Source organism: Pedobacter zeaxanthinifaciens (assembly GCF_003313335.1).
GTDB lineage: Bacteria > Bacteroidota > Bacteroidia > Sphingobacteriales > Sphingobacteriaceae > Pedobacter > Pedobacter zeaxanthinifaciens.
The window spans coordinates 300881-322052 of sequence record NZ_QMHP01000004.1 but is presented as its reverse complement, the minus strand read 5'-3'; the positions used below and the strand labels follow the sequence as shown (position 1 = coordinate 322052).

General features: G+C 37.4%; 22 protein-coding genes. 13 read left to right on the top strand and 9 right to left on the bottom strand.

Annotated elements, in window-relative coordinates; all coding sequences use genetic code 11:
- Window positions 1-123 precede the first annotated feature (123 nt).
- From DUT68_RS08355 to DUT68_RS08340, 4 genes are all read right to left on the bottom strand, one after another.
- Window positions 124-501 carry a GxxExxY protein gene (locus DUT68_RS08355; RefSeq protein ID WP_113637435.1) on the bottom strand — a complete coding sequence of 126 codons (378 nt, stop codon included), beginning with the start codon at window positions 499-501 and terminating at the stop codon, window positions 124-126.
- Window positions 502-667: 166 nt separating this feature from the next.
- Complete coding sequence (locus DUT68_RS08350) at window positions 668-1435, bottom strand: TatD family hydrolase (protein WP_113637433.1); 768 nt, start codon at window positions 1433-1435, stop codon at window positions 668-670.
- 105 nt (window positions 1436-1540) lie between these two features.
- A complete protein-coding gene (locus DUT68_RS08345; protein ID WP_113637431.1) occupies window positions 1541-2554 on the bottom strand; it encodes an FKBP-type peptidyl-prolyl cis-trans isomerase in 1014 nt (337 codons plus the stop codon).
- 141 nt (window positions 2555-2695) lie between these two features.
- Window positions 2696-3706, bottom strand: a complete 1011-nt coding sequence (locus DUT68_RS08340; RefSeq protein WP_113637429.1) for a DHH family phosphoesterase — start codon at window positions 3704-3706, stop codon at window positions 2696-2698.
- Window positions 3707-3984: 278 nt separating this feature from the next.
- Between DUT68_RS08340 and DUT68_RS08335 the strand changes: the two genes are divergently transcribed.
- The 3 genes from DUT68_RS08335 (at window position 3985) to DUT68_RS18450 (ending at window position 5644) form a co-directional block, all read left to right on the top strand.
- Complete coding sequence (locus tag DUT68_RS08335) at window positions 3985-4404, top strand: nucleoside-diphosphate kinase (protein WP_113637427.1); 420 nt, start codon at window positions 3985-3987, stop codon at window positions 4402-4404.
- Between the two features lie 92 nt (window positions 4405-4496).
- The gene (locus DUT68_RS08330; protein ID WP_113637426.1) at window positions 4497-5267 is read left to right on the top strand and encodes an FKBP-type peptidyl-prolyl cis-trans isomerase; all 771 of its coding nucleotides are present in this window, start codon (window positions 4497-4499) and stop codon (window positions 5265-5267) included.
- Between the two features lie 200 nt (window positions 5268-5467).
- Window positions 5468-5644, top strand: a complete 177-nt coding sequence (locus DUT68_RS18450; protein ID WP_198659555.1) for a hypothetical protein — start codon at window positions 5468-5470, stop codon at window positions 5642-5644.
- Here DUT68_RS18450 and DUT68_RS08325 read toward each other — a convergent pair whose 3' ends face one another.
- Both DUT68_RS08325 and recF read right to left on the bottom strand, forming a co-directional pair.
- Window positions 5645-5935 (bottom strand): DciA family protein, encoded by a 291-nt coding sequence (locus tag DUT68_RS08325; RefSeq protein WP_113637424.1) that lies wholly within the window; start codon window positions 5933-5935, stop codon window positions 5645-5647.
- Complete coding sequence (recF, locus tag DUT68_RS08320) at window positions 5928-7031, bottom strand: DNA replication/repair protein RecF (protein WP_113637608.1); 1104 nt, start codon at window positions 7029-7031, stop codon at window positions 5928-5930. Before recF ends, DUT68_RS08325 begins: the two co-directional genes overlap by 8 nt.
- A 149-nt stretch (window positions 7032-7180) precedes the next feature.
- Between recF and DUT68_RS08315 the strand changes: the two genes are divergently transcribed.
- The 3 genes from DUT68_RS08315 (at window position 7181) to ytxJ (ending at window position 8992) form a co-directional block, all read left to right on the top strand.
- A complete protein-coding gene (locus tag DUT68_RS08315) occupies window positions 7181-7849 on the top strand; it encodes a tetratricopeptide repeat protein (protein ID WP_113637422.1) in 669 nt (222 codons plus the stop codon).
- 112 nt (window positions 7850-7961) lie between these two features.
- Window positions 7962-8453 (top strand): 6,7-dimethyl-8-ribityllumazine synthase, encoded by a 492-nt coding sequence (gene ribH / locus DUT68_RS08310; protein ID WP_113637420.1) that lies wholly within the window; start codon window positions 7962-7964, stop codon window positions 8451-8453.
- Between the two features lie 209 nt (window positions 8454-8662).
- Complete coding sequence (gene ytxJ / locus DUT68_RS08305; RefSeq protein WP_113637419.1) at window positions 8663-8992, top strand: bacillithiol system redox-active protein YtxJ; 330 nt, start codon at window positions 8663-8665, stop codon at window positions 8990-8992.
- 82 nt (window positions 8993-9074) lie between these two features.
- On the opposite strand, the gene DUT68_RS08300 is transcribed toward ytxJ, so the two are convergent.
- The 3 genes from DUT68_RS08300 to DUT68_RS08290 all read right to left on the bottom strand — a co-directional run bounded on the left by DUT68_RS08300 (window position 9075) and on the right by DUT68_RS08290 (window position 12114).
- Complete coding sequence (locus tag DUT68_RS08300) at window positions 9075-10592, bottom strand: malate:quinone oxidoreductase (protein WP_113637417.1); 1518 nt, start codon at window positions 10590-10592, stop codon at window positions 9075-9077.
- Window positions 10593-10640: 48 nt separating this feature from the next.
- Complete coding sequence (locus tag DUT68_RS08295) at window positions 10641-11045, bottom strand: OsmC family protein (protein ID WP_113637415.1); 405 nt, start codon at window positions 11043-11045, stop codon at window positions 10641-10643.
- A gap of 172 nt (window positions 11046-11217) precedes the next feature.
- A complete protein-coding gene (locus tag DUT68_RS08290) occupies window positions 11218-12114 on the bottom strand; it encodes a helix-turn-helix domain-containing protein (RefSeq protein WP_113637413.1) in 897 nt (298 codons plus the stop codon).
- A gap of 571 nt (window positions 12115-12685) precedes the next feature.
- Here DUT68_RS08290 and spt point away from each other — a divergent pair.
- The 7 genes from spt (at window position 12686) to DUT68_RS08255 (ending at window position 21169) form a co-directional block, all read left to right on the top strand.
- On the top strand, window positions 12686-13891 hold the full coding sequence (gene spt, locus DUT68_RS08285) for a serine palmitoyltransferase (protein WP_113637412.1): 1206 nt from the start codon (window positions 12686-12688) through the stop codon (window positions 13889-13891).
- Between the two features lies 1 nt (window position 13892).
- A complete protein-coding gene (locus DUT68_RS08280) occupies window positions 13893-15014 on the top strand; it encodes a hypothetical protein (RefSeq protein ID WP_113637410.1) in 1122 nt (373 codons plus the stop codon).
- Between the two features lie 99 nt (window positions 15015-15113).
- Window positions 15114-16106: an NAD-dependent epimerase/dehydratase family protein gene (locus DUT68_RS08275; protein ID WP_113637408.1), complete on the top strand. Its 993-nt coding sequence runs from the start codon at window positions 15114-15116 to the stop codon at window positions 16104-16106.
- A 134-nt stretch (window positions 16107-16240) separates the two neighbouring features.
- Window positions 16241-17554, top strand: coding sequence for an inositol-3-phosphate synthase (locus DUT68_RS08270; RefSeq protein WP_113637406.1), 1314 nt, complete (start codon window positions 16241-16243; stop codon window positions 17552-17554).
- Between the two features lie 219 nt (window positions 17555-17773).
- Entirely contained in the window at window positions 17774-18229 is a 456-nt protein-coding gene (locus DUT68_RS08265; protein ID WP_237088295.1) for a phosphatidylglycerophosphatase A family protein, read from the top strand.
- A gap of 5 nt (window positions 18230-18234) precedes the next feature.
- A complete protein-coding gene (locus tag DUT68_RS18670; RefSeq protein WP_113637402.1) occupies window positions 18235-18609 on the top strand; it encodes a GtrA family protein in 375 nt (124 codons plus the stop codon).
- Window position 18610: 1 nt separating this feature from the next.
- Window positions 18611-21169, top strand: a complete 2559-nt coding sequence (locus tag DUT68_RS08255) for a DUF5686 and carboxypeptidase-like regulatory domain-containing protein (protein WP_237088294.1) — start codon at window positions 18611-18613, stop codon at window positions 21167-21169.
- Window positions 21170-21172: the final 3 nt, after the last annotated feature.

The window sequence follows — 21172 nt, the reverse complement described above, 5'->3', positions numbered from 1 at the left end:
GATCCAGTTCAAGAAATAAACGCCCAGAAAGACTTTGCCGAACTTTGCGAAAAACTCCAAAACTTTGCGGTGAAACTTAAACGCAAATAAAAAGAGAAACGTAAAGATTTTATTGGAAAATTTTTAGAGCCTATTCACAACTCTCTTTAAACCATCTTTCAACAAAATCGAATTAAAGTTCATCAAAAGTCCCAGTTTAAACTTCCCAAGCCTAAGATAAGTGAGCGTTTGAGCCAAATGCAGATCCGTTAACCTTTCAACGCATTTAAGCTCTAAAACTAACTTATTCTCAACTAGGAGATCTATTCTATAACCACAATCCAACTTTTTTCCTTCAAATTCTAAAGGCATTGGTTTTTCTTTCTCAACGTAAAAACCCTCGTTTCGAATTTTATAAAATAGACACTCTTTGTATGCATTTTCTAATAGCCCCGGACCTAAAGCAGAATGGACATCAATAGCCATTCCAATCACTACACTCGACAACTCGTTTTCTCCCATATTATTTCATAGTTAGATAAGTAAACTTAAACATTTAACCAACCCTGTCAAATATTTAGTGAGATCATCTCTAAGAAAAGTAAAGATTTGCAAGTGCAAACGGAGGTCCGGTCGTTTAAAAAATCCAAATAACCACTGAGATTTTTAAAGTCACCGATATGAGCAACTAAACTCCAAAGATCTTCCTTGAATTTTCCGTAGTCACATCCGCTACTTCTTCGATATCCAATACATAAATGTCAGCTACCTTTTGAGCAACATGCACCAAATAACTACTTTCGTTTGGCTTGCCTCTAAACGGTACGGGAGCTAAGTAAGGAGAATCCGTTTCTAAAACAAGGTGCTCCAACGGAATTTCGGCTAATACCGCATCCAAGCCTGCCTTTTTATAGGTCACTACACCGCCAATGCCCAAATAAAAACCCAAATCAATTGCTCTTTTAGCCTGCTCTACATTTCCAGTAAAGCAATGGAAAATTCCTCTCATGCGCTCATGATGAGTTTCTTCCAACACCTCAAACACCTCATCAAAAGCTTCGCGGCAGTGTATTACAAAAGGTAAATCTAAATTTTTAGCCCACGCGATTTGTTGCTTAAATGCATCTTGCTGGATGCCCAAAGTAGTTTTATCCCAATATAAATCAATACCGATTTCACCTATTGCATAAATCTTTCTATTGGAAATGCTAGCATAAATTTGTTGGAGTGACTCATGGTAATCTTCTTTAACATCACAAGGATGTAGACCAGCCATGGCAAAGCAATTTTCCGGATACGCACTTACCATCTCGTCTATCATGGCAATTGAAGCCACATCAACATTAGGCAAGAAAAGGCGCTCAACACCCGCATCAAAACAACGCTGCATTTGTTCTGCTCTTTTTTGTAAATCTTTCTCGTAATATTGGTGAGTATGGGTATCGGTAAGTAACATGTTGCAAAGGTAAGCGTTCAAAAGTTTAATTGACTATCACAACAACTTTTGAGCAAAAAAAAGCCATCCGCTTAGCGAATGGCTTTAATAATTTTTAACTATGGATTAATGATTGTGACCATCATTTGCTGAGTGTCCTGCAGTTGGAGCAACTGGAGTTGCTGGAGCTACAGCACCTGCTTTTGGTTTAATCACATCTAAAACCTCAATTTCAAATACTAACGGGCTATATGGTGCAATTGGGCCACCACCTTGCTCACCGTAACCTAATTTAGAAGGAATAATTGCAGTGATTTTGCCACCTTTACCTACTAACTTAAGTGCCTCTGTAAAGCCTGGTACTGTGCTTCCAACAGGCATCTTCACTGGAGTGTAAGGACGGCCTGGCTGGTTCATTTTAGCCTCTTTAGCAGCAGATTCAACGTTAGTATCGAAAATTTTATATTTTTTATCTTCTCCTTTTTTAGTGAATCTACCGATATAATTTACAGATACTGTGTCGCCATCAACTGGTTTAGCGCCACTACCGGGAGCTGTAATGATATACTGTAAACCACTTGGCGAAGTTTGTACTTTCAAGTTGTTATCTTCAATGTAAGCTTTGATTTTCGCAGGCTCAGCAGTTTTTTTCTTGTCCATATCAGCTTTGTAATCTGCTTGGAAGAAATCTGAAGCACGCTTTTGGAAAGTAGAATCAGCCTCTTTAGGACCTTTTTTGAATACTTTTTCTACTTTAACAATTAGAGAAACAAATTTGTCGTTTTTGAACAAATCCGGTTTAGGCTGCTTTGAATAAAACGCCATCGAATCAAGGTTGATTTTGAAAGTTACGCTATCACCTTCACCAACCAATGTAAGCGCATCCATCAAATCGCCAGGAAACTGCTTTTTACCTACAGGCATTACTTGAGCCTGTTCAAAATCATAAGTACTACCCAATAAAGAGTCTTTCTCGGTTTTTTGAGTGATGTTTAATTTCACAACGTCACCTTCTTTAATTTTGTCTTTACCGCCTGATTTATGAACTTTGTATAATAAACCACCTGGACCTTTTTTCTCTGTATTACAAGCAGCTAAACCTAAGGCAGCCGCAAACAGAATTACTAAACTTTTTTTCATCTATTTGTTAATTGTCTTTTTAATTTTTAATGAAGGCTTATGCGCTTCATGATGTAATGCAATTTTAAAATTATGCTTTTAAAGCCCGCTAAGTTAATGAGCTTTCTGTTTATTTTATTATTTTGTTAATTAAAATTTTAACTATTGCAATAACTGTGTCTTATATTCGGGCAGTATGGCCTTAAAATCGGCTAAAGTTTCCACTAAACTTTTATCGGATGCGCCGCCAGCTGCGTTTCTGTGCCCGCCGCCCTGGAAATATTTTTTGCAGATTTCATTAGCCGGAAAATCGCCGGTAGAGCGCAAAGATAACTTCACCCTATCTGTACGTTCGATGATAAAGGCAGCAAGCTTGATGCCGTTGATAGATAATGCGTAATTCACAATCCCTTCAGTATCGCCGGTTATAATTTGATAGCGCTCTAATTCCTCTTTGGTGGCACTGATAATCGCCGTGTTATACTCACGAAGTATTTCCAACTTATTAGATAAGCAGTACCCCAAAAATTTCAACCTATTTTCAGATACATTATCGTAAACCAGTTGGTGAATGCGCCAATGTTCAGCACCTAAGTCAATCAAATCAGCCCCGATACGATAAACTGCAGAAGTAGCTGACGGGAAACGGAATGATCCCGAATCGGTCATAATACCAGTGTATAAACAAGTAGCTACATCTTTATTGACCTTTTCTGGTTCTTCCATTACATTTACAATAAAATCGTAAACCAACTGGGCCGCAGCACAGGCATTGATGTCCCAATGGCGATAATCATCAAAATCCTCAGGCTCCAAGTGATGGTCAATCATCAATTTAATAGCCGATGTTTTTCTGATGTGCTCGCCCAACTCATTGATACGACTTAGCGTATTGAAATCTAAACAAAAAATTAATGCCGCTTCGTTTACTAAGTTAACCGATCTTTCTTCCTGTTCGGTGTATACAATTACATCGGAGTTATTAGGCAACCAATGTAAAAACTCTGGATAATCGGTTGGTGTAATTAAACTAACGTGATGACCTTTTTGAATAAGATAAGCATATAAACCTAATGACGAGCCCATTGCATCACCATCTGGCTTATGGTGCGTAGTGATTACAATTTGCTGAGGCGTAGAAAGTAACTTTTTTAATTCTGGTACAGATATCATAATATTATTAAGTGGCGAAGTTAACGATTTATTGTTTAACTGTTGATTGGCTTAATTGTTTAAGGGATTAGGGATTAGGGATTAGGGATTAGGGATTAGGGATTAGGGATTAGGGAGGAACTGCTTTCCAACTTTATTGTTTTAGCAAATCTCAAAATTTTACTAACTTGATTGTCCAATTTCGTCCCGACTTCCCGACTTCCCGACTTCCCGACTTCCCGACTTCCCGACTTCCGACTTTCAAATTAAAACCGTACTTTTGCAAAAATTTTATAAGAATGAGCACAAATAGAACTTTTACTATGATCAAGCCTGATGCCGTTGCTAACGGACATATTGGTTCAATCATAAACGATATCACTAACGCTGGTTTCAAAATCATTGCATTAAAATACACTAAACTTAGCGCTGAAAAAGCTGGCGAGTTTTATGCAGTACACAAAGAACGTCCTTTTTACAACGATTTAGTGAGCTTCATGTCTTCTGGACCAATTGTAGCTGCTATCTTAGAAAAAGATAACGCTATCGAAGAATTCAGAAAATTAATTGGCGCTACTAACCCAGCAGAAGCTGCTGAAGGCACTATCCGCCAAAAATATGCAAAATCAATTGATGCTAATGCCATCCACGGTTCTGACTCTGACGAAAACGCACAAATTGAAGGCGATTTCTTCTTTACAGCCGAAGAACGTTTTTAATAGCAATTGAATAAAAAGATTTAAAAATTTTGGATAAGCACTCGTTTCGGGTGCTTATTTTTTTGTTGTATATTTCCCCTTTAATACAAATAATGAAAAAAATATTTTTTATCGCATTAGCCTCTTCGGTGGCTTTTGCAGCAAATGCACAAACTAAAGCTAAAACTACCGCGGCAGGCAAAAAAGCAGTTCCTGCAAAAAAAACAACTACTTCGGCAAAACCTTTGGCATTTAAAACCAAACTTGATTCTGCAAGCTATGCTTTTGGTTTGGTGATGGCTAACAACCTTAAGTCAGGCGGTTTACAAAACCTAAATTACGAGTTGTTAAACAAAGGAATGAAAGATGCTTTCGCTACAGGTTCAACACCGTTAATGACGGAACAAGCATCACAACAGGCCATCAACAGTCTATTTGAAAGTTTAGCTGGTGTACGCGAAGCCAACGACAAGAAAAAATTTGGACCTGCAATTGCAGAAGGTGAAGCTTTTTTAGCAAATAATAAAACTAAGGCTGGAATTAAAACCACGGCAAGCGGCCTGCAATACGAGGTGCTTAATGAAGGTACAGGTGCACAACCTAAAGCTACCGATCAAGTGACTGTACATTACAAAGGGATGTTGCTTAACGGCAAAGAGTTTGACAGCTCGTACCAACGTGGAGAGCCAGCCTCCTTTGGATTAAACCAAGTAATTCCAGGTTGGACTGAAGGAGTTGCATTAATGAAAGAAGGTGCTAAGTATAGATTTTACATCCCTTACCAACTAGCTTATGGTGCTAGGGGCGCTGGACAGGACATTCCTCCGTACAGCACTTTGATTTTTGAAGTAGAACTGATTAAAGTTGGTGAAAAGCCACAATAACAGTTGCTACTACCGCAACAGCTAATTGAATAAAGACTTGCCAGGCTAAAACTTGGCAGGTCTTTTTCTTTTACAGGCCTTTTCGTTTAATCAATTTCACTTGGGAAAAATAAAATATCGAGATTTAATTCCCCTCAACTATTTCTTTTTCCAAACTTTTTTTAGTTCTCGGCTGTTAGGTCATCAAAAATCACAAACACATGAAAAAATTGATGCCCCTAGCACTAGTTACATTACTAGTTACAACATTAAGCAGTTGCGAATTAATTGGTGGAATTTTTAAAGCTGGCATGTGGACCGGCGTTATTTTGGTTGTTGTTGTAGTTGCGCTAATTATTTGGATTGCGGCAAAACTTTTCGGCGGCAACAGAAATTAACTACAAAAACACAATATCAGTAATTACTTGCGACCCTGTTTTTTCGTTAAGCTTGTCTACAATTGCACTTTTAACAATCAGCAGTTCGTTTTTAACTACAGAAGATTCTATCCTTACAAATAGCTTCTTTTGGTGTACATAAATTTGCTTGGTGCGGTTGGCAACAGCCGTACCCATAATTTCGGGCCACATTGCTACTATGCCAGTTTCATCAAACTTGCCACGCAATTTATAATGGTTTAACAGCTTTTCAATGGCCTGTTTTAAAGTAATATCATTTGGTTTACGCATTGGCTACACTCCCTTCGGCTACATCAAACAAATCTACACCAACATTTATTTCATCAAAAACCGCCTTCACCCTTTTTTTATCTGTATCAGTGATAAATATTTGCCCAAAATCGTGATGAGAAACCATTTCCATTAGCTTGTGTATACGGTGCTGATCCAATTTATCAAAAATATCATCAAGCAATAATAGCGGCTTAAACTTCTTGAATTTTTGCAGATAGCTGTATTGCGCTAGTTTTAATGCAATTAAAAACGACTTCTGTTGCCCCTGTGATCCAAATTTTTTCAAAGGCATTTGAGCAATTTCAAACTGCAGCTCGTCTTTGTGTATCCCGGTAGTTGTGCGCTCAAGTATCCGGTCCTTGTCAATCGACTGGGCTAAAAGCGTTTCAAAGGGCTGCTCGTTAAGTTGCGATTGGTAAGTAAGTGAAACTTGCTCGGCCTCGTTGGTTAAAAATCTGTAATGCTGATCAAACAACGGGATAAAATCCAACAAGAACTCTTTTCTTTTTTGAAAGATGATATTTCCAGAGTTAACCAATTGCTCATCTAAAATTTGCAACAAGGCTACATCCAACGTTCTAGTTGCCGCAACTTGTTTTAACAATGCATTCCGGTTAAGCAAATGCTTATTATACACAATTAACTCGTCTAAATACCTGCTATCCGTTTGCGATATAACATTATCGATAAACCTCCGCCGCTCTTCACTGCCGTCCATAATTATGTTAATATCATAGGGAGATATCATCACCACCGGAAACAGGCCAACGTGATCAGCAAGTTTATCGTATTCCTTTTTATTCCTCTTAAAAGATTTTTTCTGGTTACGTTTTAGGCCGCAGGAAATCTTCTCATTTTTTTCATCTTTATCAAAATCGCCCTGCACTAAAAAAAGATCCTCACCTGTTTTTATCTGTTGACTATCTATTGGGTTAAAGTAGCTTTTACAAAGGCACAAATAATGTATAGCATCCAGCAAATTGGTTTTACCTGCCCCATTATTTCCAACAAAAGCATTCACCGTACTTGAAAACTTCAAATCGGCAGCATTATAGTTTTTAAAATTTAAAAGGGTTAGATTTTTAAGCCACATAACAGATGTACCAAAGTTACCCATTTTCTGCTAGCTCGCATAGCTAAGTTTCACAAACTATTTAGCAGCCGCTTAAACAAATGATTTAAAAAGAGTTGATACTTTAATTGAAAAATGTATTTTTGCAATCCTTTAATTTTAAAATAAAAATGTCTTCAACAGAAAAAGAAACTGCACAAGCAGTTAAAAAAGGTTCATTTATACAAGAAAACACAAAAAGCCTGGCTTTTATTGCTGCTGCAATCATTGTTTTAGCAGGTATTTTTATTTGGTACCAAGGTGTTTATTTGAAAAATAGAGCAGAAGATGCATCTAAAGAAATGTTCAAAGCAGAGCAATTTGTTGGTATAGATTCTTTAGCTGATAAAGCAATCAAAGGTGAGGGCGGCTATGCAGGTTTGGAAAAAATTGCTGAAGAATACGAAAATACTAAATCTGCTAATTTGGCTAACCTTTATTTAGGTGGTCTTTATCTTCGTAAAGGAGAATACAAAAAAGCAGTTGATGCGTTAAGTAAATATAGCACAACAGGCAGCGCTGTTATTGATCCATTAGCTTTAGGCCTATTGGGTGATGCTTACAGTGAGCTAAAAGACTACAAACAAGCGGCTACGTATTACAAAAAAGCGGTAGACAAATCTACAAACAACTTTACTTCTCCTTTATTCCTTAAAAAATTGGGCTTGGTAAACGAGAATTTGAGAGATTTTAAAGCTGCTGAAGAAGCATATAGCAAAATCAAAGCTGAGTTCCCTAACAGTCAGGAAGCACAAATGATTGATGCTTACATTGCAAGAGCGGCTGCTCAAGCAAAATAACATAACTCTTTTTTAGAGATACTGAAGCCTCGACAATTAGTCGGGGCTTTTTTTTGGCTTACCTCCAAAGCAATTGTTTCGCCGCCAACAAGTAAAACCTTATATTTGTGCCATGGCAACACACCTTAAAAACCTATCAGATTTTTCACATACCACTATTCCATCGGGCAAAGGCTTTAAAATTGCTATTGTTGTAGCCGAGTGGAACGCAAAAATAACCGGAGCACTTTATCAAGGAGCATTCGACACGCTAATTAAACATGAAGTTAGTGAAGAGGACATTCTTTCTTTAACTGTACCAGGCACATTTGAATTGGCGGGCGCAGCCGATATTTTACTAAACAAGAGAAAAGATGTTGATGCCGTAATTTGCATTGGCTGCGTGATACAGGGCGATACGAAGCATTTTGATTTCATTTGCGAAGCAGCATCTCAAGGGATTACCAACGTAGGAATTAAATATAGCAAACCAGTGATTTTTGGCGTGCTTACTACTAATGATGAGCAGCAAGCCATTGACCGTGCAGGCGGAAAGCATGGTAATAAAGGTGATGAAGCAGCAATTACCGCGTTAAAGATGGTGGAATACGCATTAAATTTGTAAGCAAACCAATTGCTTTATACGGATTTTTCAAATTTTACGTTTAACTTGTAACTTTTTCCTACTTTAGTAGTTCAAAATCAACAAAATGAAGAAAATAGCTATTCTATTGTTATTCGCATTCTGTGCAATTGCAATACTAGAATCTTGCTCAAACCGTCTATGCCCTGCCTATAGCTCTTACCCTGAAGCTAAAGGAAGAAGGAGATAAGATGCATAATTGGACAGATTTAAATCAAACTTCACAAATTGACAGCATTAAAAATGCTGAAGGCTATAGCGTTATATTTAAACACAGCACACGCTGTTCAATCAGTTTAATGGCTAAACGCAGCTTTGAGAGAGACTGGGATGTAATTCCTGGTCAAGTAAGTTTCTATTTCTTAGATCTTATCAATCATAGAGATGTTTCTGCCTACATTGCGGAAACTTTCAAGGTATATCACGAATCACCACAGCTGTTATTAATTAAAGATGGCGAGTGTATTTTAGATGCCTCTCATAGTGATATCTCTGCAGATGAAGTAGCTGAACTCGTATAACAAATATATCGGCATCAAAAAAAACGGCTTGTCCCAAATGGAATAAGCCGATTTTTTTTATCGCTATTTCAACGTTAGCGTACTAGCACAAAGCACCTTCGTTAAGTTTTAACGCCGCAGATGTGCGTTGACGAATTTCTTGACAAAGCTCATCATCTTCAGCTAATTTTTGACCGAAGCTAGGAATCATCTCCCTTATTTTACTTTGCCAATCCGCAGTTTGCATTTGCTTTTTAAAACATCTATTCAACAAATCAAGCATAATTGAAACCGCTGTTGAAGCACCTGGCGAAGCCCCTAATAAAGCTGCGATAGAACCATCTCCTGCACTTACCACTTCTGTTCCAAACTCTAAAATACCACCACCGCTAGGTTTTTTCTTAATTACCTGTACTCGCTGCCCCGCTATTTCCAACTCCCAATCCTTAAATTCAGCATTAGGCATGTATTCTTTTAAGGCTTCAAACCTGTCTTCAGGCGACTGACGCACTTGCTCAATCAAATACTTCGTTAAATCAATACTTTTTAGTCCGGCAGAGATCATTGGTCTAATGTTGCTGAACTTGATAGAAGCCGCTAAATCGAAGTAAGATCCGTTTTTCAAAAATTTGGTAGAAAATCCGGCGTATGGACCAAAAAGTAGCGCTTGCTTTCCGTTAATGATACGAGTATCCAAATGTGGCACCGACATTGGAGGAGCGCCAACTGCTGCCTTTCCATACACCTTTGCATGATGGCGGGCAATTACCTCTTCGTTAGTACATTTTAACCACTGGCCACTTACAGGGAATCCACCAAACCCTTTGCCTTCTTTAATATTGGCTTTCTCCAACAATAACAAGGAACCACCTCCAGCGCCAATAAATACAAATTTAGCAAGGCGCTTTTTCCTTTTTCCACTGTCTAAGTTTTTCACTTTTACTTCCCAAGTGCCGTCATCTTGTTGGTCTAAATCACGTATCTCGTGGTGGAAATGCAAAGTTACCCTATCCTGTTTAGCTAGGTAATTGAACATCTCCCTAGTTAAAGAGCCGAAATTCACATCCGTACCCAAGTCAACTTTGGTAGCTGCAATAGGTTCATTATCGTCCCTACCTTCCATCACTAGCGGAATCCATTCTTTTATCTCCGCTGGATTTTCGCTGTATTGCATCTCTGAAAAAAGATTGCATGATTTCAGGTTGGTGTAACGAGTTTTCAGATATTCTACATTCTTTTTACCCCAAACAAAACTCAAATGAGGAATATTTCTGATGAAAGAACAAGGATCGTTTACAATGCCTTTGTCCAACAAATAAGTCCAAAATTGTTTCGATACCTCAAAAGATTCTGCAATAGAAACCGCCTTTTTAACATCAACGCTGCCGTTAGCCTTTTGAGGCGTGTAGTTAAGCTCACAAAAAGCCGAGTGACCCGTACCTGCATTATTCCATGCATCAGAACTTTCGGCTGCCGCTACATCTAAACGTTCATAAATCTCTATACTTAATTCAGGATTCAGTTCCTTGAGCAGTACGCCAAGCGTAGCACTCATGATACCGGCACCTATTAAAATAACATCTGCGTCGGTTTCCACAACCGTCTTTTTTTTCTTGCTCATTTTAAACCAAATATAAACTCCCTCAACTTTTGTTTTGGGCTATAAAAATCAATATAGGAACGTTAACTCCTGTTTTATGTCGGGGTGCAAACTATATGAAACCGGGCATGTCTTAGCTGAACGCTCAATGATTGCCTTTTGTTTTTCCGAATATGCGTTAGCTGGAAACTGTAGGGTTACATGAATCTCGCTAACACGCCTAGGATCTTGCGCCATCACTTTGGTTACTTCGGCAGTAGCGCCATCAATGCTAAAATCATAGTTTTTTGCTGCAATGCCTATAATGGTAAGCATACAATTTCCTAAAGAAGTTGCCAACAAGTCGGTAGGCGAAAAAGCCTCTCCCTTTCCCTGGTTATCGATGGGTGCGTCAGTAATAATTTCATTCCCTGATGAGAGATGAACCGAAACAGTTCTTAAACTACCTTGGTAAGTTATTTTTGACGTTGCCATACCTTAAATTTTCGCAAATTTACTGCTTAAAATCAAAATATTACGTAACAAACCTCAAGTTTTATCGGCGTTTTTACAATACGTAAATAAATCAATTCAAAATTTCAAAAACATTTAAAATCCGACAGCATTATTTTGGAAAACGAAGCTCTTATGGAACATTATTTTCGACTTAAAATGGTGGGTTAATAGCAATAGTACTATTAGACCGGTAAACAGACGGCGAAACTCCTGTATATTTTTTAAAAAACTTCCCAAAAAAAGATTGATCACTGAATTGGAGTTCATCAGCAACTTGCGATACATTCATCACATGAGAAGACAACAAAACCTTGGCTTCGTTGATTAACATCTCGTCAATAATTTCTCCAGCAGTTTTGCCTGTAACCTGCTTCACCACCTGCGACAAGTGCCTAGAGGTTACATAAAGTTCCTTAGCGTAATGTTGTACCCTTTTCTCTTTCTTAAAATGCTCACTTAGTAAATTCAAAAAATTGGTAGTAAGCTCTTCCTGGCGGTTAAGCTTTACAGATACAAACACCCGATGCTTGCTGTACACGAGCAAAATCTCGTAAAGTACAGAAATAAAACTGTGCCGTATAATATCCCTAAAATGAGGTGTAGCTTCAGGAAGGTTAATCTTTTTCTTCAGCGAAAGCAGCGCAAACTCAAGTTCTTTAAATTCTTCCTCGCTTAAAGAAAATTTATGTGCCAAATCCGAAGAAAATAAATGCACTATTTCCGCCCCATTTAAAAATACACCCTGCTCCTTCAAATAATCCCGCTTAAATCCCAGTGTTATAAATTCAACATCGGCCGACATGTGCAGCAACTCACAGATACTTCCAGGCGTTACCAAATAAACATCCTGAGCCTTTAAAGTATTTTTAGCGAAGTTACTTTGGAAAATTAAAGTGCCGCTTTTTACTAGCATTATGGCAAATGAATTCGAACGAAATGGTTCATTAAAGCGCATCATTGGCTTAATTTCAGCACTGGTAAACACATTCATTTTACCACCGTTAACCAAATCTTTTTCGGCGCACTGCCCATTCACCAGGTTATTCATTCGAATAAATTTAAAAAATAATGCAAAGATGATTAAAGGTCAGGTAAATACATAAAAACATGGATTTTATTTTTATGGAAATCTCTGCACCATAAAAACAAGCCGTCAATTTTAGATGAGTTGTTATTTAGCGCCAGCACCAATAAATTTTCTTCACTTCAGTAGCACATTAAAAAAATATTTATACAACATTTAGCGCTGTAAAAAACAATTACAAAATAACCAATTAAACAAATGATTAAAAAAGCGTATTTTTGCAGAGAAAACACGGTTTAAAAAAGCTAAACCTAATTTAACGCGGTAAGTTGTTAGGTTTTGTTTGCTTAATGTCAGAATAATACAAATAATACTTTTTGACCAATAACCCGTACTTTTAAACCATCGTTAAATTTATAAAGTTGTGTTAAATTTGCGAGATTTATTAATTCACATTTATTAAATCGTTAAATTTATATTATGTTATGAAGTAACATATATAGCGATGTACGAGTCTAACTTCAATTTGAAGTTATTCTTTTAACCAAAAAAGAATTATTAATCAACTACAAATGAACTAATTGCGTAAAAAAATATGCGTAAAAAATTACAAGATAGAGTAGCTTCATTTCAAGATGCCAAGAGGATTAAGGAACAAGGCCTTTACCCTTATTTCCGTTCTATCTCTTCTGCACAAGACACGGAAGTGATTATAGACGGCAAAGAAGTTTTAATGTTTGGTTCAAACTCATATTTGGGTTTAACCAATCATCCAAAAATAAAAGAAGCTGCAAAAAAAGCGGTAGAAAAATATGGAACTGGCTGTGCTGGTTCCCGTTTTTTAAATGGAACGCTTGATATTCACCTTGAGCTAGAAAACCGTTTGGCTTCCTACGTTGGAAAAGAAGCGGCTGTGCTATTCAGCACTGGTTTTCAAGTAAACTTGGGTGTAATTTCATGCTTGCTAGACAGGAATGATTATTTAGTTTTAGATGAATATGACCATGCTTCCATTATTGATGGCAGTAGGTTGTCGTTTTCACGTTCAATTAAATATGCCCATAACGACATGAACGATTTACGTGCTAAATTGAGTCGTTTACCGGAAGATGCTGCCAAATTGATTGTTTCGGATGGTATTTTCAGCATGGAAGGCGACTTGGTAAATTTGCCAGAAATGGTAAAAATTGCCGATGAGTTTGGTGCAAATATCATGATGGACGATGCGCACAGTTTAGGTGTAATTGGTTTCAATGGAGCTGGAACGGCTTCTCATTTCAACTTAACTAATGAGGTTGATTTGATCATGAGTACTTTTAGCAAATCACTGGCTTCTTTAGGTGGCTTTATCGCTGCAGATGAAGATACCATTGAATTTATTAAGCACCGTGCCCGTTCGTTAATGTTTAGCGCAAGTATGACGCCTGCATCTGTTGCTAGCGTTCTTGCCGCTTTGGATATCATTGAATCTGAGCCAGAACGTATTGATAAATTGTGGGCTAATACCAATTATGCGAAGAAATTGTTGTTAGACGCTGGCTTTGATATCGGACATCCAGAAAGTCCAATTTTGCCAATTTACATTAGAGATAATGCAAAAACTTTCATTATCACCAATATCTTGCAGCAAAACGGCATTTTCGTAAATCCAGTGGTTTCTCCAGCGGTCCCTTCTGATTCATCATTGATCAGGTTCTCGTTAATGGCTACACACACTTTCGAACAAATTGAAATAGCGGTAGATAAATTAAAATCGGCTTTTAAACAAGCAAGTGTAGATTTAGTTAGCGCTTCAGCATAAGATGGCACAAATTGTACCTGTAACAGGCAAAAAATTATTGGCAAAGTTCATCGATTTTCCGCATGAGCTTTATAAAAACGATCCATTTTATGTACCTGAGCTGCACATTGCTCAGCGTGATATGCTTACGCCAGGAAAGCATCCTTTTTACGAGCATGCTAAACTTCAGGCATTTTTAGCTTATGAAGGAGATAAGATAGTTGGTAGAGTGGCAGCCATCATTAACGGTAACCACAACACTACCAAAAATGTAAAAGAAGGCTTCTTCGGTTTTTTTGATTGTGTTAACGATAAAAATGTAAGTAGGCAGTTGCTTGAAACAGCACAAAATTGGTTGAAAGAAAACGGACAAACCAAAATTATGGGTCCCGTTAATTTTTCCACTAATGATATTTGTGGCTTGCTAATCAAAGGTTTTGATGGACCTCCGGTTGCCATGATGCCTTACAATGCACCTTATTATTTAGATTTACTGGAAGATTTCGGCTTTGCCAAAAAAGTTGACTTAAGAGCCTACAAATACACTGCGGGCAATTACAACGACAGATCTGTGAGCCTGTTAGAAGGATTAGAAAATAGGTTACAGCGCAGCAATATTGTTATCAGGAAAATTAACCTTAAGAAATTTAAGGAAGAAGCTGCGGCACTAAGGGAAGTTTATAACAAAGCTTGGGATAAAAATTTGGGTTTTGTACCTATGACCGACAAAGAGTTTGACTATACTGCTAATGATTTAAAATTAGTACTAGATACTGACTTTTGTTACATCGCTGAGCAGGAAGGTAAAATTGTCGGGTTCGCCTTGGCAATTCCAGATATCAACCAAATTCTAATCAAGATTAAAAGAGGCAGACTTTTCCCTACTGGCCTGTTAAAATTATTGTTAGGAAAAAAGAAAATCAACGGTATCCGAATTTTGTTGTTAGGAGTAATTGATGGTTACAGGAAATTGGGCATTGAAGCCTGCTTATACGGAAGAATCATTAAAGCTTTCAAAGCAAGAAATTTCCAATATGCTGAAGCTAGCTGGACTTTAGAAGACAATGAGATGGTTAACCGCCCAATTGAAAATATTGGTGGTCAGCTTTATCGAGAATACAGAATTTTAGAAAAAGACATATAAAGTTGGGGCGTAGTGATTACCCACGACTAGTAGATTAAAATTAATTAAACAGGTGCTTTCCTTACTTTCTTTTCGGGGGAATTGGTAAGCCGAATAAAAATGAGCAAAAAAGTATTGATTACTGGCGCTAGCGGATTTGTAGGCTACCACTTAATTGTTACAGCAATTGAAAATGGCCTAGAAGTATACGCAGCGGTTCGTCCAAATAGCAATACTTCGCACCTTAAAAACCTTCCGGTTAATTACGTTAATTTAAACTTTAGCGCTGTAGATGAACTCAAAGCTGAGTTAGAGGCCAAACAATATGCCTACATTATACATGCTGCAGGCACTACAAAGGCCAAAACACTACAAGAGTACAATAGGGTAAATGCCGAGTATAGCAGAAACTTAGCGTTGGCGGCATCCTTGGTAAATTATAAGCTGGAAAAGTTTGTTTTTGTAAGTAGCCTGGCGGCCATTGGGCCAATAACAGATTTTAACGATACCATTAGTGACAATACCCCTGCCCAACCCGTAACTTTTTACGGTATGAGCAAAAAATTGGCAGAAGAGTACCTCAACCATATTGAAAATCTTCCGCTAATTATAGTAAGACCAACTGCGGTTTATGGCCCTAGGGAGAAAGATATTTTTATCCTCTTCAAAACCATTAACAAAGGATTAGAGCCTTACATTGGAAGGTTCAGTCAACAGCTGAGCTTCATTTACGTGAAAGATTTGGCCGAGATCATCATCCGTTTTTTAAAATCGGATATTGAGCATAAAACTTATAACATTTCCGACGGACTAAGCTACAACAGATATGCTTTAGCTGAAGAAATAAAAAGAGCTTTAAATAAAAAAACGCTTAAAATGCATATCCCCATGGGTATAATTAAAGGTTTAGCCAGCTTTATGGATACCATTTATGCAAACAGCGCCAAAACGCCTACACTTAATAAAGAGAAAATTAAAGAGTTAACAGCACCTAATTGGGCTTGCAACATAGAAAATTTAAAGAAGGATTTACAGTTTGAACCTCATTACAATTTAGAAAAGGGATTAGACGAAACTGTAAGGTGGTACAAAGAGAATAACTGGCTAAAATAGGTTTTTAAGTAATAGCTGTAACGTTTTAAGTTGGCAAATCGCTTAATCAACCTAAAATTTATTACGCAGAACGTAAAACTTATAACATAGAATTTAAATAGGATTAACACATAATAATAAACAATAATTAACAGATGAAAAAACAAGTAGAAGGAGCCAATGGAAAACTAGGTATTATGATGCCGGGCCTAGGCGCTGTAGCTACTACCATGATTGCTGGTGTGGTTGCTGCTAGAAGAGGTCTATCTAAACCTATTGGTTCTTTAACACAAATGGGTACTATCCGTGTAGGAAAAAGAACAGAAAATAACGAGCCTTTAATTAAGGATTTTGTTCCATTAGCAAAACTGGAAGACTTGGCATTTGGTGGTTGGGATGTGTACGAAGACAACGTTTACGATGCCGCAATGAAAGCTAAGGTAATTGATGGCCATCTTTTATATGATATCAAAGATGAGTTAGAAGCAATTAAACCTTACAAAGCTGCTTTCGATAAAAACTACGTTAAAAACCTTGATGGCACTTACGTTAAAGAAGCTGCTACAAAGTGGGATTTAGCGCAACAAGTTATTGAGGACATCAAAGACTTTAAAGCTAAAAACAATTGCGAGCGTATCGTATTGGTATGGTGCGGTTCAACTGAAATTTATTTAGAGCCTAGCGCAGTTCACCAAACATTAGCTGCGTTTGAACAAGGCTTAAAAGATAACGATCCGAACATTGCTCCAAGTATGATTTATGCTTATGCAGCTTTGAAATTGGGTTATGCTTACGCAAACGGTGCTCCAAACTTAACAGTAGATATTCCTGCTATGTTAGAGTTGGCTAAAGAAACTCAAACACCTGTTGCCGGTAAAGATTTTAAAACTGGTCAAACTTTGATGAAAACAGTTTTAGCACCGGGCTTAATGGCTCGTTCATTAGGTGTGCGTGGTTGGTTCTCTGATAACATTTTGGGTAACCGTGATGGTTTAGTACTAGACGATCCTGATAACTTCAAAACTAAAGAAGTATCTAAACTTGGTGTGTTGGAAGATATCTTCAAACCAGAAATCAACCAAGATTTATATGGCGATATGTACCACAAAATCCGTATCAACTATTATCCTCCTCACGGTGATAACAAAGAGAGCTGGGATAACATCGATATTTTTGGATGGATGGGCTACAAAATGCAGATCAAAATTAACTTCTTATGCCGCGATTCAATCCTAGCAGCTCCTATCGTATTAGATTTGGCGTTGTTCTCGGATTTGGCTAAACGTGCTGGCATGAGTGGTATCCAAGAGTGGTTATCGTTCTACTTAAAATCTCCTCAAACTAAAGAAGGATTACGTCCAGAGAACGATATCTTCAAACAATTGGAGAAACTGCACAATACCTTACGTTACATCATGGGCGAAGAGTTGATTACTCACTTAGGCCTTGATTATTACGAAGAAGATTAATATCAAATAAAATCTCAGCCGTGGGTAGGCCTCCACTCCTATCCACGGTTTTCTATCTAAATGCTACAGTGGTTTCTGGCGTTTGTCTGCCTAATGTAAATTGCGATAAAACATGTTAAAACGGCATTAGGAAACTTTAGTTTTAAAAAAAGTTTCCATAGTTTTGCATCGTAATATTTTAGTTAAACAAATTGCTTTTTAAACCATAAAATTGAAAACGTGATCTTTCACAAAATCATATCAACAAGTTTAGGAATTGGCTACATAGGCAAAGGTGCTGGTACGTACGCGTCCATATTCACCTGTGTATTGTGGTACTTTTTACTAGCTAACGGATATGAAATGAAATTTGCGCCATTGGCGATCACCTTGTTGCTTACTGCAATAGGAGTAATCACCGCAAATAAAGTAGAAATACTTTGGGGCAAAGACCATAACCGGGTGGTTATAGATGAGGTTGCAGGTATGTGCATTAGTCTTCTGTTCATTCCAGTGTCCATTAAATACGTTATTACAGGCTTAATTCTATTTAGATTTTTCGACATAGTTAAACCTTTAGGCATACGTAAATTGGAAAAATGGCCTGGCGGATGGGGCGTGATGGCAGATGATGTTTTGGCAGGGATTTATGCCAACGTTCTCCTGCAAGCGGTAGTGTTCTTTAAAATTTTTTAAGGGAGATGCCAACCTTTTTGAAAGCACAGGCCTCGTCGTTAACGGCAACGTTGGTAGATTATGCTATCACGTGGTTCTGTAAGAGTATACTAGGGTTTTGGTATGTTGCAGGGAGTGTAACAGGAACAGTTGTTGGTGGCTTTGTAAACTTCTACATGGGGCGTAATTGGGTCTTTAATTCAAGAGATAAAGACATTAAACTCCAAATTTTGAAGTATATTTTGGTATGGTGCGGTAATCTTTTGATCGTAACTACGGGAGTTTACATTCTCACTCATTTTTTTAGCATACATTATTTGCTATCTAAGATTCTAGTTTCTGGACTAATAGGAACGGTTTACAATTACGTGATGCAGAAGCAATTCATTTTCACAAAGTAAAATGAGAAATACATATAAAAAATTGATTTTAGCACTAACGCTTGTTAGCGCAACTGTTATGGGCATATCATCGGCATTTGCTCAAAAAACAGTGATTACCGGCACAGTTAGAGATGCAGTTACCAAAGAAACGCTTCCATACGTATCCATCTTTTTCAACGAAACACGCACAGGTACACAAACAGACTTAGATGGCAACTTTAAGATTAGCACGAACGAAGATTATAACAAGTTAAAATTTAATTACGTTGGCTACGAAGTGCTTTATAAAACCATTATGGTTGGCCAAACTCAAAAGTTGGATATTCTTTTGAAGTCTAATGCCCAATCGTTAAATGAAGTTACCATTATTGCTGGCAAACGAAGATATTCTAACAAAAACAATCCCGCAGTTGAACTGATTAGGCAAGTAATTGAAAATAAGGACAAAAACCAGCCTAAAGCTTACGAAACTGTACAATATAAAGAGTACGAAAAAATGCTTTTCTCCATGAGTAACATCTCTGAGAAATTCAAAAACAAACGCATTTTCAAAAATTATCAATTCCTTTTCCAAGAGCAAGATTCAACCCAATTGGGAGGGAAAAACTTATTGCCAATTTATATCCAGGAGAAACTTGCTGATCAATACCTGAGTTTTGATCCAACGAAAAGTAAAACTGTGGTACTGGCCGAAAAACAGGTGCAATTCGACAATAGGTATATTGATAATCAGGGGATGAAATCTTATTTCGATAGGATGTACCAAAACATCAATATCTACGATAACAACATCTCTGTGATGAGTAACGACTTTTTAAGTCCTATCGCTAACTCGGCACCTACATTTTACAAATATTTTATTACAGATACGCTGAAAAACCAAAATCCAAAGGTAATTGAACTTTCATTCACCCCACGCACCAAAGGCGACATGTTGTTTGAAGGTAAGTTGTACATTACCATGGATGGAAATTATGCTGTGCAACGTGCTACTTTTGGCGTTAACAAAAACATCAACCTCAACTTTGTTAGGGGGATGGAAATTGAGCTAGGCTTCGAAAAAAATACGGATAACCGCTACTACCTCAGTAAAAGCAACTTGATTGCCGATTTTGGTATCAACAAAAATAAAGGCATGGGCTTTACTGGCGAAAGAAGCGTAAGCTACGACAATTATAAAACCAATGTAGCTATTCCAGATACCGTTTTTTCGGGCAAGAAAATAGAAGTTTTAGCTGATGCCACAAAAAAAACAGATGCCTTTTGGTCTCAAAACCGCTTAGATTCTATTCCTGCACAGCAGCTTAAAATATATAGCAACATTGATACTTTACAGAAATTACCTTCGTTCCGCAGAACAGTTAAACTGGTAACCTTTGTTTTTGCAGGCTATTGGGATTTTGGCCCTTACGAAGTTGGTCCTACCAATACATTTTACAGCTTTAACAATGTAGAAGGTTTCCGTTTACGTTTGGGCGGCCGTACCACTCCTGCGTTAAGCAAGCGTTATTATTTCGAAAACTACGCTGCCTACGGATTTAAAGATGAAAAATGGAAGTTCTTCCTATCGGGAACTTACTCTATCAATAATAAGTCGATTTATCAGTTTCCACAGCACTATGTAAGGGCAAGTTTCCAACGGGATACAAAAATTCCAGGACAGGAGCTTCAGTTTGTACAGGAAGATAACTTTTTGCTATCGTTTAAACGAGGTGTAAATGACATGTTGTTGTACAACGATTTTTATAGAGTAGATTATGTTAGGGAGTTTGAAAATCGATTCTCTTACAACATCGGCTTCAAAAAATGGTCGCAAACGCCAGCTGGAGGTTTAAATTATATTGATGCAAACAATGCTTCGATGATTAACCAAATTACTACTTCTGAATTTAGTGTTGGCTTAAGATATGCTAAAAACGAGAAGTTTTATCAAGGAAAAATATACCGTACACCTATCATCGATAGATATCCTATTTACAATTTGAAATATACTATGGGTGTAAAAGGATTATTGGGCGGCGAATATAACTACCATAATTTTATGGGAAGCGTTGATAAACGTTTTTATCTGTCGCAGCTTGGCTTTAGCGATGTTAGGTTAGAGGGCGGTTATATTATTGGTAAGCTACCTTTTCCTTTGTTGGCGGTACATAGAGCCAACCAAACTTATGCGTACCAGCTTAACTCTTACAACTTAATGAACTTCCTTGAGTTTGTGAGTGATAGGTATGCCGCTGTAAATATTGATCACAATTTTAACGGTTTCTTTTTAAATAAGATACCTTTGCTAAATAAATTGAAGCTACGTGAGATTGTGTCCTTTAAGGCAATTTACGGTGGGTTAAGAGACGAAAATAATCCAGAAAAAACAAACAACGGCATTTACAAGCTTCCAAGCTACGAAAATGGAATGCAACGTACTTACTCGCTCAACAATGGCCCGTACATGGAAGGTAGTGTTGGAATAGGCAATATTTTCAAACTATTAAGGGTAGATTTGGTTAAGAGATTTAATTATCTCGATCATCCAGAAGTATCTGAATGGGGAATTAGAGCCAGAGTAAAACTAGATTTTTAAACA